Below are 15,349 nucleotides of genomic sequence, written 5' to 3'. Positions count from 1 at the left end.
ATTTATTAACAATTAGGCCTGTTTTAGGGTTTATTTATCCACAAAAAACATAAATTTTCGACATACTGTAGTTGTTGATGATAAATTGGGTGCTCCTTGTTGTTATATTTAGGGTTTGGAAGGGCAGAATTAAATAGGTCTTAATGAATAATCTATTGTATTTTTGAAGACCATGGATGTACACAAAACATATACAGTTGAGGAAGCTAAAAGAAAGTTAGAACGTTATTGTGCTTACCAAGAGCGTTGCCATAAAGAAGTACGGAATAAGCTTAAGGATATGCGTATGATACCTGAAGCTATAGATGTTGTTTTGGTGCATTTAATACAGCATAATTTTTTAAACGAAGAACGTTTTGCTAAGGCTTTTGTACGCGGTAAATTTAGGATTAAGAATTGGGGAAAAAACCGTTTGGTAAGGGAGTTAAAATTTAGAGAGATTTCTAAATACAGTATTGATGAAGCTTTAAAGGAAATAGACTTAGATGATTATTATGAAACTTTAGATGCATTGATTGTAAAACGGATTAATATGGTAAAGGAAAAGGACCACTATAAAAAGAAGAAAAAAGTAGTGGATTATTTATTGTATAGAGGTTGGGAGTCTCATTTAATCTACGAGAAACTGAATGCTTATATGAAATAAAAAAGCCTTTTCAAAGTAATGAAAAGGCCTATTGTATTAAGGTTTTATAGCTTTCTATAAGTTAAAAACAGCACCAAAGTTTAGTGTAAATTGGTTGTGTAATTTTTGCTCAGCAGTAAGGCTAGTATCGTATTTAGCAAAAGGCACATTAAATTCTGTGTATAAGCCAAATCCACTTGTAAAGAAATAACGAGCACCTAAGTGACCACCAAAATTCTTTAAACCAAGGCTAAGCCCAGGATATAGATCAAAGTTATCGTCTATAGCTAAAACATTACCGATGTTAGCGTTAAAACGTACTCTAAGATCGTAGCGATCGCCAAAATTAGCTTCGTCCGTTAATTTGTCGCTTAGACCTAATACGTAGGTAGAAGACACACCAACAGAGATATTTTCGCCAATACCATAATCGTAAGAGACGTTAAGCCCTGTTCCGTTATCTTGAAAGTTAGCACCAACTTGAAATTTGCCATCACCTTTACCACTATAGGCTTGTGAGTGTCCAAAGCTAAATGCAATTAAAGCTGCTATTACTAGTAATTTTTTCATGTTTATATTTTTTGAAAATCCTTGCAAATATACAAATAGAATTCTAATACACGCGAGATTATTGGGCTAAAGGCTTGGTGTTTGTAATGGCTTTATTGTTTTTATAATCGATCCATTTTTGGCCTTTAAGACGTCGCATAAGATTATCAATATTGCGCATAATAAATACATTGTAAATTGCTTTGGATAAGTTTTTAGGGTTTTTGGTCATTGCGCGTAAACTCATTGAGAAGCCTGGCGTAATGTATTGCATGTAGTGCCAGTATCCTTCTGGCATGTAGAGTACGTCGCCATGGTTTAGGTTAGCCACCCAACCTTTGGCGTGTTTAAGGGCAGGCCATTTTTTTAAATCGGGATTATTAAAGTCGATATCTTCTCTAGAAATTAGGGAAAAAGGTACTTTGTACAGGTATTTGGTTTGTTTTTGGTTAAAAAGTATGCATTGTTTTTGACCATGAAAATGGAAGTGAAAAATATTAGCTAAATCAATATCGTAATGCATAAAGGTGTGCGAATCTTTACCACCAAAGAATAACATGGGCAGTTTTTTCATTAGCCGAAGTCCGAAATCTGGATATTTAAAATCTTGTTGAAGTTGAGGTACTTCTTTTAAGATGTTCCAAAGAAAAATACGGTATTTAGTGGGTTTGCTTTGCAGTAGATCGATATACTCGCTCATTTTCATTTTGGCGTGAGCTTGGTTAAAGCCATCTTTATAGTCTACAGGTCTGTCATCGTAAAGCGGAACCGTTTTGTTACCAGCAATTTCTTTAATGTAGTTTAAATTCCATTTAGAATAGGCTGGCCAATCTGTGATAGCATTTTCTAACACCACAGGTTTTTGAGGTTTAAAATAGTGTGTTAAAAAGTCTTCCTTTGAGATTGTTTTTACACGAGGAACAGCTGTTAGATTAAGTTTCAAAAATTAATAGAATTTAGGGTTCAAAATTAAAAAAACGAAAAAGAATGACTTTCATTGATATGTTAAAATTGCTAATTTCTAGGTTTTATAACCCACTTTTTGTTCTATTTTTTTAGTTTGAATTTGTTAGAGTTAGACACCAAGAGTAGGTAAGGAATACCAATAATTAAAGCCCCAAAAAAGAAATACTCTTTTAGTTTAGGGTTTTCTAGCCCATAACTTATGCCTATACCTACAAGCATAATAAATGCCATACCAAACATGGCATTTCTAAATACAGTGGCAATACCTTCTATATTGTAATTGGCTTTTTTTTCGCTAGACATGGTATTATAGCCAGCAATTAAAAAGTACATTTTACCGTACTTAATTAGTGCTCCTAACACAATAAAGAGGATTATAGTAAATATCATAATATGTGATTTAAATTATAACCATTTGGTTTCTCTGGTTGTTGCGTCTAACACATCAACATTTAGAGCTGTAGCAATTTGTTGGGCTACTTTAAAAGCATCATTAACATCATTAGCATCATCTGTAACAAATGCTTCAATCTTTTGGTTGGTATCGTAAAAGAGATTGACTTTTATAACCTCATTAGAAACTTTTGTACTTGCCGATGATACCCAAACTCTAGAAGAGGTTGTTGTTTTAAAAACGGAAACATATTCTATATCTGGTAAGTCTTCCCATTTTCCAAAACTGAAATTAAAAATATTAGTGGTTTTACGGTAGGTTTTTTTGTCTAGGTTAATCTCAATGCCTTCAGTTTTAAAAAAATATAAACCGCTAGCCAAAAAGATGACTCCTATAACATTGTTTAAAAGTCCAACGATACCAATAACAATAAGCCCAATACCATAAATCAATTGCATTGTGGCAATTGGGCTTTTGTATATTATTTTCATATCTGCCATTTGAAGTTTAATAGGGCTTTAATTAATTACTCTTCAGATGTTTCAATTTTAGCATCTTCTGCTTCAATTTGTTTTTTGTCTTTACCTTTAAGATACTCTGGTAAATCCATACCAGCCATATTAAACATATCTTGTAAAGGCGGTACAGATTTGTACATGCCAGATAAGAAATTAGCTGTAGATGATTTGCCATCTTCACTGCCAGAGCCACCATCCCAAACGGTAACTTTATCAATTTTAATATTCTTAATAGCGTCTGCTTGTGCTTTAACAAGTTCTGGTAATTTATCTGCAATTAATAATAATACAGCATCTCTACTGTTGTTGCCAGCCGCTTTAACAATTTGCTCCATACCAGCAGCTTGCTTAGTTAAGATTTCAAACTGACCTTGTGCTTCGGCTTGTGCTTTAAATAATATGGCATCAGCTTCACCTTTTGCTTTACGTCTAATGCGTTCAGCTTCTGCTTCTGCATCAATTTCGGCTTTTTGCTTATCAATTTCAGCAGGTACAATAATATCTGCCATTTGAGAAGAACGCTCACGTTCAGCTCTTGCGGTTTCAGCATCTTGTTCTGCAGCATAAGACTCTTCTAAGGCTTTTGCAGCTTGTACTTTCTCTGAAGCAATAGCCACACGTTCTGCTTCTGCTTCTCTTTGACGACGTAAGGAATCTGAATTTGCCACGGCAATTTTCGCAGTGTTTTCACCCTCAACAGCTTGTGCGTTGGCTGCAGCTACCTGAGTTCTTTCATCTTGTACAGCGTTAGCTTCACCAATAGAACCATCTCTAGTTTTCTCTGCAACGGATTTACGTGCTGCGTTAATAGCGTGCGCAGCCGCTTCTTTACCAAGAGCTTCAATATAACCAGACTCGTCAACAATATCAGTAATGTTTACGTTGATTAGCTTTAAACCTACTTTCTTTAATTCCGTTTCAACCGACTGCGAAATGTTAGTTAAAAACTTATCTCTATCGTTATTAATTTCTTCAATATCCATAGACGCTACGACCAAACGTAATTGTCCGAAAATAATTTCTTTCGCTAATTCTTGAACATCTTGTGCGCCTAAACCTAATAAACGTTCAGCCGCATTTTGCATAACACCAGGTTCTGTAGAGACACCAATGGTAAAACGCGATGGCACATTAACACGAATGTTTTGTTTAGATAATGCATTGACCAAGTTTACCTCAATAGAAATAGGTGTTAAATCTAAGAATTCATAATCTTGAATTACAGGAATAATAAAGGCAGCTCCACCATGAATACATTTGGCCGATTGACCACCACCTACTTTACCGTAGACTACTAAAATTCTATCCGAAGGACAGCGCTTGTAGCGTTTTATTAATATAATTAATGTGAGTACAATAAATAAGACCACAAAAATGGCGAGCATAGGTACGCCTAGGCTGTCTACATTAAAATTTTCTTGAATGGTTAGTAATGTCATAGTATTTAAATTTGAAGGTTTGTTTTTAGTTTGTTATTTTCTTTTGAGGGTTGTTACTTAATAAAGGGTCGGGTTGTGCTTTTGAAGGCTCAATAGGTTTACGGGTTCTGTCAACAATTAAAATACCGTTAGAAGTAACATCGACTACTTTTATAATTGTACCTGTTTTTAAAGGTGTTAAGGCATCTGTTAAGGCGTCTAATTCTCTCATAGTGCCTTGTACATTTACGCTTACTTTACCCATTTTAGAGCGATCTTCGCCAATAGTTAAATAGACTTCGCCAACTGCATCAATAGCATTTTTATAATTTAAAGTGCCACTATCCGTTAGTTTACTAATAAAGTAGAATAGTGTTGCCATAATGACCATCATTAGTAAGCCGCAAATCACGGAAATAATTAAAGTTGCAGGTGTAGAAAGACCAGCATCTATACAAGCAATGCCACTCCAGCCAAAAATGGTAAAAAAGCCAACGAGATTTTTAAAGGAAATAAACTGAAAGCCAGCTTCTATATCTGCATCAATATCATCTGCATCGCTACCTATAAAAGCCATAATCATCACTATGGAAAACACAAGTGAACCAATGATAGCCGTTAACCAATATATTTTAGAAAGTAATTCTAAATTTGAAAACCAGTCTGCCATAATTGTAGGGATTTGTTTGAGTTAATAAATATACAACCTAATAAGGTTTTAGGCTTATTATTTTGAAAGTAAATTAGACACAACATTGCCACCAAATAAGACGTAGAACGTCCTGGTTTATTTTTAAATCTTGAATTGGATAATACATTATCCTAATTCTGAATGTAAACAGTATGTGGTGGGTGTTTGTAGTGTGGTTGCTTTAATACTTTTGAAGCTTCATAAAGGATTAAAATTTTATCCACTTTCAAGATATAAGTAGCAGAACAATGTATTTTGTTACAGTTTTTTTGAAGAATATTTTATTTGGTTGATTTATGGTTGTTGGGAAGACACTAGTCTATAGTTACAGAAATCATCTGTTTGTCATTCCTGCGAAGGCAGGAATCTACAATGATTATTTAAATTTATAACTCATACCAAACAACACATTGCTTGGTGGCATTGGCGTAAAACCAGATTCAATATAATCTGCATCAAAAATATTGCTTGCAGTAAAGGATAATTCAACTTGTTTTAATTTCATAACTATAGAAGCATCCCAAACATTATACGATTGTCCTGTGGTGCGTTCTGCATGTTTATAGATGATATTTTGACTCACATTTTTAAACAATTTTGTACTTAAACGCGTTGTGAAATGGTGTTTTAGTGTGTTTAAAGAATAACGTGATAATTCTTCATTTTGTTCAGAGATATTATCATCTAAAAAAGAGTAACCAATAGCGATTGTTTGGTTGAAGTTATTCAATTTAAAATGATAAGCCACATCTGCTTCAAACCCTTTAGTATTCACTTCGGTAATGTTTGTTGCTGTAAAGACTTCTTCAGAAGTATCTTGTCTAATGTAATCAATAAGGTTATTAGCATCTCTGTTAAAAACGGCAATGGTAGCGGACAATTTTGGTGTAAAAAATTTAAAACCAAGTTCTTGTGCAAAGGCCTCTTCTGGTTCTAAATCTGGATTTCCTGCACTTCCACCTCCATAATAATACAAATCTGTGTAGGTTGGTATTCTGTATGTAAACCCAACGTTTCCGTAGGCCTTTAAGTTATCTGTAATATCAAATCCTACATCTAAACCAGGAAAGGCATTAAATTTAAAATCTGAAAAATAGGTCATGGCAACACCAGGTGTAATGTCTAATCGGTTATCTATTAGGTGAAAACGGTGTTCTAAAAATAAGGTGGTCATAAAACGGTTTCGATTACCTAAATTATTACTTCGTAAGTAGACTTTAGAGATGTCGACACCAAATCCTGTAATTCCTAATTCGGATCTGTAAGAAGCATTTGCTTCAGCTCCGATTTTATTAGAGATATGAAAGTTTCTAAAAAAATTTGGATCCTCCCTTTGTAGTAAAAACATATCTTGATTACGTTTCCAGTAGACACGAGGTTGGATTTTAAATTTTTCAGATTGAAATTTAGTGGTAAACGCCATTAAGCTATTTTGAGTTTCTTCATATTCATTAAATCCCCAACTTGTTGGTGTATAAAAATTTGCGGCACCGAAATTCTTTTCGAAAAAAGTAGCTATCATTTCAATAGGTTGCGCATTTTTATTGAATACACTTTTTAAGACGTAATTAGAATTTTTATAATCTGAATTAAAACGGTATCCATTAGAGGTCATTTTACCAGCATGGAGAATGTGTGTTGAATTTTCTAATTCAGATCCAACAGTGACTGCGCCATTGAGTTGACCAAAAGACCCTGTTTCTGTTTTAACAGATACCGAATTTTTTAAAGTGGATTTAGTTACAATATTAATGGCACCAGTAAAGGCATTTTGTCCAAAAACACGTGCTGCAGGACCTTTTATAACTTCAATTCGTTCAATGACTTCTATAGGTAATGCAGCATTTAGGGTATGATGACCCGTTTGTGCATCGTCCATTTTTATACCATCTATTAATAAAAGTGTTTGGTCAAAACCACCACCTCTAATGTATAAATCGGCTTGGCTACCACCAGTTCCACGTCTTCTAATATCCACACCAGCCACTTGTTGCAATAAATCTGCAACGGTAACTGCGGCACTATTTTTAATATCTGCTGCTGTAATGATATCTATTGTTCTAGAATTTTCTTTGAATGGTAAATCAATTCTGGTAGAGGTAATAACCACTTCTCTTAATGAGTCTGTTTTTATAATAGGCAGTTCTTCTTGAGCGTTAAGTTTAAAAATGGTAATTAATAAAAACGTAAAACGTAAGGCTGTATTTTTCATCTGTATTAGTTTTGCAATTGATATTGCATCATTGAATTTTTATACTACAAAAGTCGTAACTTTCCGGACGATTAAAGTAGTCCAGTTTTAAAACAATGAATAGTCCGGCTAGCGATATAATATCACAACTTGTAACTTATGACAAAACCATTGCGCAACCTGTTTATTTGCAAGTAGCACAGAAGGTTATAAATGCGATTCAGCGTGGTTATTTAGAGAAAGGTAGTAAGTTACCAGGAACGCGAGTATTAAGTGAGTTATTAAATGTGCATCGTAATACTGCTGTAGCTATTTATGACGAGTTGGCATCACAAGGTTGGGTAGATATTATAGCTAACAAAGGTACTTTTGTTTTAGTGCCAGAAGGGTTAAATGCAAAAATTATAGCCACTGCTCAACACATAAATGAGGCTTATGTTTATCCTAAAGTAGCTGGTTTTCCTTTTGAACAATCGTTTCATTTAGCCTCTACGGCAGCAGATACAGTTGCAAATTTTATTATTAATGATGGTAAGCCAGATTTGCGTTTACATCCAGTATATCATTTTTCGAGATGGTATAGTGCAGCAATGAAGCGGAAACCTTTAATCACTAAATGGAACAGAACAAAGGCTTTAGCACCCACAGTTTTTAAAATACAGCTTAGTAATTATTTAAATGCTACACGAGGATTTCATATACAACCAGATAATTTATTAAGTACGCGTAGCACAGAAATGAGTCTTTATATAGTGTCTCGGTTGCTTATAAAACCTAATGATTTGGTATTGGTAGGTCAGTTAAGTAACTATGAGGCTAATATGATTTTTCAGCAAGCAGGTGCGACCATTAGAACGATACCTGTAGATGATGAGGGTCTAAATGTAGATTATATAAAAAAGCATTTTGTAAAAGGAAGTATACGATGTGTGTATGTCTGTGCTAATAGAGATTATCCGACCACAGTGACTTTGAGTGCAAAACGTCGTTTACAATTGTTGCAACTTGCTAAAACCAATGGGTTTGCTATAATTGAGGATGATTATGACTATGATTTTCAGTTTACAGGTTCAGCGATGTTGCCAATGGCGAGTGCAGATGTTAGTGGTATGGTTATTTATTTGGGCAAGTTAGGGCAGTCTTTATTTCCAAGTTTTCATACCGGTTTTGTAGTGGCGCCAGAAAATTTAATTTCTGAAGCTTATAATTATTTACATTTATTAGATAAGCAAGGTGATTTAATACAAGAGCAAATGCTGTCGGAACTAATTGCAGAAGGGGAAATAGACCGGCTTAAGAAAAAAAACATTGTGACTTACAAAAAGCGTCGTGATAGTTTATGTTATTATTTAGACACTTATTTTAATGGTATTATTACTTGGCAAATACCCTCTGGCGGTTTGGCCTTCTGGTTGCAATTTAATAAAACCATATCCTTAGTAAAGCTGGCCGAAGAAGCCGAAAAAATAGATTTGTTTTTACCAAAAACTATCTTGTATCAGGATAAAAATACCTGTGCTATTCGTTTTGGTTTTGGACATTTAAATGAAGATGAACTTGAGATAGTTATAAAAAAACTAAAAAGCGCTTACGATGCAGTGCTTAATTTTTAAGAGGAAACTCCGTGTTACAATCTTCGCATTTGTATTGGTAACGTGTGCTGAAGGGTAGCGTTCCTGTAATGAATCCTATAAGAAAGGAAAATAAGGATTTTAAATTTTTAATAGTTGTGTACATTTCAATATGCTGACTTTTGCAATTTGGGCAAATAATTGGATTACCGTTATCATCTAGAGAATAGGCTTTAATGGATTGTAGAATTGCCCTTGCTTTTTCTTCGTCTTTAGCCAGTACTTTTAGTTTTACACCACCAATAGCTTGACTGACCAAAGGGTCTGTGTCTATGGTTAAATTATCTCTAAGAAAAACGTTTATACCATCTGCTTCTAAGCGTCCTTTGGCAATTTGGGCTTCTGTAGAATAGGGGAATTTTGCTATGGTTACAAAGGTGTCTTGCATTTGGTAAAGATAATGAAATACCTAGTAGTTTTCCTTAGTGCTGAACTTGTTTAAGTATCTAACCTTACAGATCTTAAAAGTATTTTCCTGATTAAAATTATTGTTTTTCGATAATTTTTTTATATTTGTTATTGTAAAACGATAATTATGAGTTCCACGAAAATACTTTATGTAATACTAAATGTCATTATTATTCTTATTCTAGCTAGTATAGGTTTAGGGATTTTTGTTTTATCAACGACGCTTTTAGGTATTGAACAAAATTTTGTGCTTTTCAGTGAAGATGTATTAACATATAAAACTGAAGGCATGCTTTATCGTTATATCTTTTTTAAGCTTGTAATTTATGCTGTTTTTGTTGTTGCGCTTTGGAAATTAAGAAAGGCAACAAAATTGTTATTGAATAATGATTTTCATAACACCGAACTTATAATGGAAATGTTCTCTTCGGGAAAACTTATGGTGCTTTCTTCAGTAGCTTTGTGGTTGGTTGATGAGATTGGTAATATATTTTATAAACGGCAAGTTGTACTTGGGTTAAGTGAAAAAACGTTGGTTTATTTATCAGTAATTGCAATGGGATTGTTTTTAATGTTAATTAGTACAGTGCTTAGAGATACTAAGACTATAAAAGAAGAAAATGACCTAACCATATAATCATGCCAATAATTGTCAACCTAGATATGATGCTCGTTAAACGAGGCATGAAAAGCAAAGAACTCGCTGAAATTATTGGTATTACTACAGCAAATCTATCCATATTAAAATCTGGTAAAGCAAAGGCGATTCGGTTTTCAACTTTAGAAGCGATTTGTAAAGCTTTGGATTGTCAGCCTAGTGATATTTTAGAATACGTTGAAGACTTAGGTTAAAACTCAACTTAAAGTAGGGTTCTCGATACGATTTTCTCATCCTTCGAAAATCACTCGAACTGACGCTTATACGGTTTGGTTTGTCATTCCTGCGAAAGCAGGAATCCACTTGGTGTTATTTATGTTGGTTTGATATAGAGTTACCAAGAATTATAGGATATGGTGCTGTTGTGGATTTCTGCTTTCGCAGAAATGACAAAAGGTGTCACTATTTGTTATGAGTGTTAAGATAGATTGGCTTTCTGTACTATTGAGGGGACTTTAGGGGTGTAAATAATATAGTGCTTTCGAACACTTATCCAAAAACCTGATAGGTCTTACGTTATAATCAACGCCTACGATTCGCCAATAAAGGTGGTGGCTCGCCATTAAAAGGATTAAAACGACTAATCGTTCTGGCTTCCATACCAGCAGCACTCATTACAGCTCTGTCGCCATAACGTTCGCGCATTTTGTCCATGGCATTGCTGAGGTTAAGGCGCATTTCGTTGTCTTCAAATAAATTAACTTGGTGTCCACCTTCTACCAAATGGCTAAATTTTACACCAATCAGTCGTACTAAAAGCCTACGATGGTATAGTTTTTTGAATAAATCTAACACTACAGGAATTATAGTGTGGTCCATGGCACTATAAGGAATCCGTTGTTGTTGCGTGTACGTCTGAAAATCGGAATATCGAATCTTAAACATCACACAAGCTGTTAATTTATTCCCTCGTCGTAATTGATAGGCTAAATTTTCGGCCATAGCAATTACCATCCCTTTCAGTTTAGCAACATCAGTAGTATCTTGATTAAACGTGCGTTCTGTAGAAATAGATTTGCGCTCATGATACTGTACCACTGGCGAATCATCTATGCCATTGGCTTTTTTCCAAATCACAAGGCCGTTTTTGCCCAATACTTTATGCATGAGTTCCATGGGCATATCTTGTATAGTCTGAATGCGTTTTACACCCAAATCGCACAAGGCTTTATAAGTGACATTACCAACCATCGGAATTTTTTTAACCGAAAGTGGTGCTAAAAAGGGTTTTTCGGTACCAGAGAGAATACGTATCTCATTATTAGGTTTGGCTTCGCCTGTGGCAATTTTAGATACCGTTTTATTAAGCGATAAGCCAAAGGAAATCGGCAAACCTGTTTCTTTAATAATTTTTTGACGCAGTTCTGAAGCCAATTTATGACAACCAAAAAACTTATCCATTCCGGTAAGGTCTATGTAAAATTCATCGATGGATGTTTTTTCGTAAAGCGGCACACTTTCTTTAATGACATCTGTAACCATATTGGAAAATTTGGTGTAAATACCAGAGTTTCCTCTAAGTACAATAGCTTCTGGACACAACTGTTTTGCCATACGCATGGGCATGGCAGAATGAATGCCGAATTTTCGGGCTTCATAGCTACAAGAAGCCACCACACCTCTGTCGCTTGTGCCACCAATAAGTATAGGTTTGCCGTTAAGACTACTGTCCATATGCCTTTCGCAGGACACAAAAAACGTGTCTAAATCCATATGTACGATGCTGCGGTTGTTCTTCATTTTTTAATTTGGGTTTTCTTTTCCTGCAAGGTTTCTAAAACCCTGTAGGTATTAAGAGATGATTTTATACCTACAAGGTCAAAAAAGACCTTGCAGGATTTGGTGTTTGTAAAAAAACACCCCTAATGAGCTTCGCTCGGTATCTTCAACAAAAGCTTTCGCTTTTTATTTCTATAATCCTCAAGGGGACAATTAATAAAAAAATCTGTTAGATTTTTTTATTCGCAACAGTGAGACTGTCCCCTTGAGGGGACTTTAGGGGTGTAAAATCCAACGAACAATTCATAGTTTCCGTCAGTTCGAGTGGTAATTTTTGTAGCTAAAGCCGAAAAAATTGCTTTATCGAGAACCTTATGATTTATTAAAGCTTCTCGATACAAATTTACTCGTGCCTTACAAATTCACTCGAAGTGACGCCATGTTATTCTTTTTAATGTTTTTAGTTATACCTACAAGGTTTTAGAAACCTTGCAGGATTTCGAAATAATATTTTTAAAATTTTTAACTGATGGCTCTTTTCAAATCGGTAAAACTTCGTTTATTCTGAAACGTAGGATTCAAAGATTTTACTGCATAACGAGGGTCTTCAATAATGGCTAAGCGTTCCATTTTTGAAACTTCAATCGTTACACAATCAAACTCAACCATTACTTTACCTATAATGCTGTAAATCCCTTTACCTCTAAAAGGATATTTGGCTGCCACAGGCGGAAAGTGAACCGTGTCTAAAAAATCGCCATCGCGATCCAAAAAGGTTCCAAAATGCATTATTTTTCCATTGGCTGTTTTAGTGTTTTTTGTGGTTATTAAATAGCCTTCAATAATAATCAACTTATTTTCAAGCTTTATAAGGTGTTTGGCTCTTAAGTTACTAATCGAAGGTGTTTCTAGTAAAAAGAAAGGATTACAAAGTGAAAAACCGAGTAATTCAATAGAATCGAAAGCGTTTTCTAAGTCGGTACTTGGCAATTCTGGTGTGTTATAGTTAATGCGTTGGGTTTTAAATAGCGTAATTACCTCGTCTTGAATTACGGTTTTACTAATTTTTAAATGGGCTTCCCAAAGCAACTCACGTTTATTGATATTTGTAAATCTAAAGGCGTTGATTTTTATTAAAATAGACATCTGCTCAATAGAAATGGGTACACGCTCAATAAAATCATCTAAGGACTGAAACGTGCCATTTTTTTCGCGTTCATTGAGTATGCGATTGATGGTTTTAGATTCTAGAGATTGTAAAAACATAAAACCTAAATAAATAGTTGTTCCTCTTATAATGGCTTGGTTAAACGAACGATTAATACATGGTGCTTCAATGGTTGCATTGTGCATTCTTGCTTCGTGGACGTAGAGTTCTGTACTGTAAAATCCGCCAAAATTATTAATGGTGGCTGTCATGTATTCCAAGGGATAATAGGCTTTTAAAAACAGGCTTTGGTAGCTTTCTACAGCGTAAGATGCGGAATGCCCTTTAGCAAATGCATAGCCTGCGAAACTTTCAATTTGTCGCCAAACATCGGCAACTAAAGCTTCGGGTTTACCATCGTTTATACAATTGTCAAAGAATTTTTGTTTCACTTTAAAAAACTCATTTCGTGAGCGGAATTTTCCAGACATACCACGACGCAACATATCAGATTCGCCTAAATCTAAACCACCAAAAAGGTGTGCTACTTTTATCACATCTTCTTGGTATACCATGATGCCATAAGTTTCTGGCATAATTTTTTGCAACACAGGATGTGCGTCTTTTCGTTTTTCGGGATAACGATAGCGTAAAATGTATTGGCGCATCATACCACTTTTGGCAACACCAGGTCTAATGATGGAACTTGCCGCAACCAAGCCCAAATAGTTGTCCACTTGCAACTTTTTTAAGAGCATACGCATGGCTGGCGATTCTACATAAAAACAACCAATGGCTTTGGCGTTTCTGAGTAAATCTTTTATACGCTTGTCTTTTTTAAAGCGTTTAATATCATGGATGTCAATAGGTGGTTGTTCCGTGTAATTATGGTCAATAATTTCTACAGCTTCCTTTATTTTTCCTAAGCCACGCTGACTTAAAATATCGAATTTATACAAACCAATATCTTCTGCAACCACCATATCAAATTGCGTAGTTGCAAACCCTTTTGGTGGCATAAATGTGGCACAGTAATAATGAATAGGTTGTTCTGAAATTAAAATGCCACCAGCATGAATCCCTAAATAATTAGGGAATCCTTGAATGTAGGTTGCATATTTTATGACCAGTTGCGAGAGTTTATCGAGTTGGTTAAGGTTGTATTTTTTTCGCGTTAATTTGTCCATTTCGACTTTTGGTAAGCCAAAAACTTTTCCTAATTCGCGTATAGAAGCCTTAAATTTAAAGGTATTATAAACTGCAATAAGCGCTGTGTGTTTAAAGGTTTTGAAAATATAATTGGTAATATCATCTCTATCGCGCCAGGAAAAATCGAGGTCGAAATCGGGTGGGTTTTGCCTGAATAGATTAATGAAACGCTCAAAATATAAGTCCAGCTCAATTGGGTCTACATCTGTAATCCGCAATAAATACGCAATAATACTATTGGCACCACTACCACGACCAACGTAGTAATAATCTTTGCTGCGCGCGTATTCTAAAATTTTCCAATTGATGAGAAAATAGGACACAAAGTTTTGTTGTTTAATAACGCTAAGTTCTTTTTCAATGCGGTCGTACACTTTTTTTTCTACATCAGTGCCATAACGATAGGGAATACCATCGTAAGTCAATTGTTTTAACAGTTGATAATCTGATGTTTCATTGTCAGTCAGGCATTTTTGATTTTTAGGTACTACGTTTTCAAAATTAAAATCCGTCTTACAGCTTTGTAAAAGTTGCTCGGTATTACTAATGAGTTTTGGGAATTCGGCATAGGTTTCGCAGAGTTCATTATACGGTAACATCATGTCGTTTATGCTGCCTTCTTCAGACTTTGGAAGTTTACTCAACAGTGTGTTATTATCAATAGCACGTAGTAAGCGATGCGTGTTAAATCCTTTTTTATTTTGAAAGGATACCGTTTTTAAAACCACGAGTTTATGTTTGAATTGATTCCATTTTGAAAATTTAAGGCGATTAAGATTTTGTGGTGTGATGCCTAAAAATTCATTTTGTTTTAATTCGAAATCTTTTCCAGATTGATACGGATAAATCACGAAGCTATCTTGTATATCTTCATCTGGTCGTTCAGGTATTTGCAGATCTGAATTATGAAGAAATTTTGAGAGGTAGTTATTGATACTGTGAAAACCATTATTGTTTTTAGCAATAAGAATAAATTGTTGTTTGGCGCGGTTTCTAAAATCGACACCAAGGACCGATTTTATTTTATATTTTTTAGATAAACGCATCACGTCTAAGCAAGCCGATGTGCTGTTAATATCTGTTAATGCAAGGGTTTGTACGCCATTTTCTGAAGCAATAGCGAGCAATTGTTCTGGTTTTATGGTACCATAACGAAGACTAAAATAAGTGTGACAATTTAAATACATAATAAAAAAGCTAGATTGTAAAATTAGCTACTATGTGT

The 15,349-nt window shown here is 34.7% G+C and carries 14 protein-coding genes; 4 read left to right on the top strand and 10 right to left on the bottom strand.

The annotated features are described in order from the left end of the window. The first annotated feature begins 172 nt into the window (after positions 1 to 172). On the top strand, positions 173 to 646 hold the full coding sequence (locus HNV10_RS02145; RefSeq protein WP_173299681.1) for a regulatory protein RecX: 474 nt from the start codon (positions 173 to 175) through the stop codon (positions 644 to 646). 54 nt (positions 647 to 700) lie between these two features. On the opposite strand, the gene HNV10_RS02140 is transcribed toward HNV10_RS02145, so the two are convergent. The 7 genes from HNV10_RS02140 to HNV10_RS02110 all read right to left on the bottom strand — a co-directional run bounded on the left by HNV10_RS02140 (position 701) and on the right by HNV10_RS02110 (position 7,373). Then, on the bottom strand, positions 701 to 1,195 hold the full coding sequence (locus HNV10_RS02140; protein WP_173299680.1) for a DUF6646 family protein: 495 nt from the start codon (positions 1,193 to 1,195) through the stop codon (positions 701 to 703). 58 nt (positions 1,196 to 1,253) lie between these two features. After that, positions 1,254 to 2,117 (bottom strand): cupin-like domain-containing protein, encoded by an 864-nt coding sequence (locus HNV10_RS02135; RefSeq protein WP_173299679.1) that lies wholly within the window; start codon positions 2,115 to 2,117, stop codon positions 1,254 to 1,256. Between the two features lie 104 nt (positions 2,118 to 2,221). Continuing rightward, positions 2,222 to 2,530 carry a DUF3784 domain-containing protein gene (locus HNV10_RS02130; protein WP_173299678.1) on the bottom strand — a complete coding sequence of 103 codons (309 nt, stop codon included), beginning with the start codon at positions 2,528 to 2,530 and terminating at the stop codon, positions 2,222 to 2,224. A 15-nt stretch (positions 2,531 to 2,545) separates the two neighbouring features. Then, the gene (locus HNV10_RS02125; RefSeq protein ID WP_173299677.1) at positions 2,546 to 3,025 is read right to left on the bottom strand and encodes a hypothetical protein; all 480 of its coding nucleotides are present in this window, start codon (positions 3,023 to 3,025) and stop codon (positions 2,546 to 2,548) included. Positions 3,026 to 3,060: 35 nt separating this feature from the next. After that, the gene (locus tag HNV10_RS02120; protein ID WP_173299676.1) at positions 3,061 to 4,491 is read right to left on the bottom strand and encodes a flotillin family protein; all 1,431 of its coding nucleotides are present in this window, start codon (positions 4,489 to 4,491) and stop codon (positions 3,061 to 3,063) included. A 25-nt stretch (positions 4,492 to 4,516) separates the two neighbouring features. Further along, positions 4,517 to 5,140, bottom strand: coding sequence for a hypothetical protein (locus HNV10_RS02115; RefSeq protein ID WP_241695440.1), 624 nt, complete (start codon positions 5,138 to 5,140; stop codon positions 4,517 to 4,519). Positions 5,141 to 5,537: 397 nt separating this feature from the next. After that, positions 5,538 to 7,373, bottom strand: a complete 1,836-nt coding sequence (locus HNV10_RS02110) for a TonB-dependent receptor plug domain-containing protein (protein ID WP_173299675.1) — start codon at positions 7,371 to 7,373, stop codon at positions 5,538 to 5,540. 95 nt (positions 7,374 to 7,468) lie between these two features. On the opposite strand from HNV10_RS02110, the gene HNV10_RS02105 reads away from it, so the two are divergent. Next, positions 7,469 to 8,965: an aminotransferase-like domain-containing protein gene (locus HNV10_RS02105; protein WP_173299674.1), complete on the top strand. Its 1,497-nt coding sequence runs from the start codon at positions 7,469 to 7,471 to the stop codon at positions 8,963 to 8,965. On the opposite strand, the gene HNV10_RS02100 is transcribed toward HNV10_RS02105, so the two are convergent. After that, a complete protein-coding gene (locus tag HNV10_RS02100; RefSeq protein WP_173299673.1) occupies positions 8,955 to 9,371 on the bottom strand; it encodes a putative signal transducing protein in 417 nt (138 codons plus the stop codon). The genes HNV10_RS02105 and HNV10_RS02100 overlap by 11 nt on opposite strands. Positions 9,372 to 9,518: 147 nt before the next feature. Here HNV10_RS02100 and HNV10_RS02095 point away from each other — a divergent pair, with 147 nt between their 5' ends. Further along, on the top strand, positions 9,519 to 10,028 hold the full coding sequence (locus HNV10_RS02095) for a hypothetical protein (protein ID WP_173299672.1): 510 nt from the start codon (positions 9,519 to 9,521) through the stop codon (positions 10,026 to 10,028). A gap of 2 nt (positions 10,029 to 10,030) precedes the next feature. Continuing rightward, complete coding sequence (locus tag HNV10_RS02090; protein WP_173299671.1) at positions 10,031 to 10,243, top strand: helix-turn-helix domain-containing protein; 213 nt, start codon at positions 10,031 to 10,033, stop codon at positions 10,241 to 10,243. A gap of 328 nt (positions 10,244 to 10,571) precedes the next feature. Here HNV10_RS02090 and dinB read toward each other — a convergent pair whose 3' ends face one another. Together dinB and HNV10_RS02080 are read right to left on the bottom strand one after the other, a co-directional pair. Then, complete coding sequence (dinB, locus tag HNV10_RS02085) at positions 10,572 to 11,789, bottom strand: DNA polymerase IV (protein WP_173299670.1); 1,218 nt, start codon at positions 11,787 to 11,789, stop codon at positions 10,572 to 10,574. A 501-nt stretch (positions 11,790 to 12,290) separates the two neighbouring features. Continuing rightward, the gene (locus HNV10_RS02080) at positions 12,291 to 15,311 is read right to left on the bottom strand and encodes a DNA polymerase III subunit alpha (protein WP_173299669.1); all 3,021 of its coding nucleotides are present in this window, start codon (positions 15,309 to 15,311) and stop codon (positions 12,291 to 12,293) included. Between the last annotated feature and the right edge of the window lie 38 nt (positions 15,312 to 15,349).

This window comes from Winogradskyella litoriviva, from assembly GCF_013249065.1.
In the GTDB taxonomy this organism is placed as follows: Bacteria; Bacteroidota; Bacteroidia; order Flavobacteriales; family Flavobacteriaceae; genus Winogradskyella; species Winogradskyella litoriviva.
Note: the sequence above shows the minus strand (reverse complement) of the source record. Positions and strands in the feature narration are given on the sequence as shown.

Coding starts and splice junctions, on each gene's coding strand:
- HNV10_RS02145 (WP_173299681.1), top strand. CDS start 173: ATGGATGTACACAAAACATATACAGTTGAGGAAGCTAAAAGAAAGTTA.
- HNV10_RS02140 (WP_173299680.1), bottom strand. CDS start 1,195: ATGAAAAAATTACTAGTAATAGCAGCTTTAATTGCATTTAGCTTTGGA.
- HNV10_RS02130 (WP_173299678.1), bottom strand. CDS start 2,530: ATGATATTTACTATAATCCTCTTTATTGTGTTAGGAGCACTAATTAAG.
- HNV10_RS02125 (WP_173299677.1), bottom strand. CDS start 3,025: ATGAAAATAATATACAAAAGCCCAATTGCCACAATGCAATTGATTTAT.
- HNV10_RS02120 (WP_173299676.1), bottom strand. CDS start 4,491: ATGACATTACTAACCATTCAAGAAAATTTTAATGTAGACAGCCTAGGC.
- HNV10_RS02115 (WP_241695440.1), bottom strand. CDS start 5,140: ATGGCAGACTGGTTTTCAAATTTAGAATTACTTTCTAAAATATATTGG.
- HNV10_RS02110 (WP_173299675.1), bottom strand. CDS start 7,373: ATGAAAAATACAGCCTTACGTTTTACGTTTTTATTAATTACCATTTTT.
- HNV10_RS02105 (WP_173299674.1), top strand. CDS start 7,469: ATGAATAGTCCGGCTAGCGATATAATATCACAACTTGTAACTTATGAC.
- HNV10_RS02100 (WP_173299673.1), bottom strand. CDS start 9,371: ATGCAAGACACCTTTGTAACCATAGCAAAATTCCCCTATTCTACAGAA.
- HNV10_RS02095 (WP_173299672.1), top strand. CDS start 9,519: ATGAGTTCCACGAAAATACTTTATGTAATACTAAATGTCATTATTATT.
- HNV10_RS02090 (WP_173299671.1), top strand. CDS start 10,031: ATGCCAATAATTGTCAACCTAGATATGATGCTCGTTAAACGAGGCATG.
- dinB (WP_173299670.1), bottom strand. CDS start 11,789: ATGAAGAACAACCGCAGCATCGTACATATGGATTTAGACACGTTTTTT.
- HNV10_RS02080 (WP_173299669.1), bottom strand. CDS start 15,311: ATGTATTTAAATTGTCACACTTATTTTAGTCTTCGTTATGGTACCATA.